The sequence below is a fragment of the Bradyrhizobium sp. PRIMUS42 genome (genome assembly GCF_023006515.1).
In the GTDB taxonomy this organism is placed as follows: Bacteria; Pseudomonadota; Alphaproteobacteria; order Rhizobiales; family Xanthobacteraceae; genus Bradyrhizobium.
Map to the genome: position 1 here is coordinate 1 of NZ_JALBGZ010001555.1, position 503 is coordinate 503.

A 503-nucleotide genomic window follows, 5' to 3' on the forward strand; every position below is an offset into this window, starting at 1 on the left:
AGGCGCGGCAGCCGATCGCGATCGCCGCCCCTGATACGGGCCAGGGACCGGACATCGCAGCAAGCCTGGCGACGTCAGCCGCATTGCCGATCGCGAACCCGAGCCGCAGTCCGGCAAGGCCATAGAACTTCCCGAACGAGCGCAGGATCAGCAGCCCCGGCCGATCCGCGTCCGACGCGAGTGACAGCTGCGGAGCGGCATCGGCAAAGCTCTCGTCGATCACGAGACGGCCAACGCGCGGCAGCAGTGTCAGCAAATCCTCTGGCGAATGACACCGGCCATCGGGATTGTTGGGATTGACGACGATGGCGAGATCCGCGCCCGCCAGCGCGTCGATCTCCCCGACCTCCTGGACATCCCAGCCGGCAGCCGACAACACGCCGGCATACTCATTATAGGTCGGCGCGAGGATGCGCGCACGATGGGGTGGCGCGAGTTGCGGCAGCAATTGGATAGCCGCCTGCGCGCCGCCAAGTGCGACGATCGGCGCGCTCGTGCGGTAC

1 protein-coding gene is annotated in these 503 nt (G+C 67.4%); it reads right to left on the reverse strand.

What is annotated here, in order from left to right; all coding sequences use genetic code 11:
- On the reverse strand, positions 1–503 hold a 503-nt coding region (locus MOV75_RS41605; protein WP_247008697.1), incomplete at both ends, for an aminotransferase class I/II-fold pyridoxal phosphate-dependent enzyme.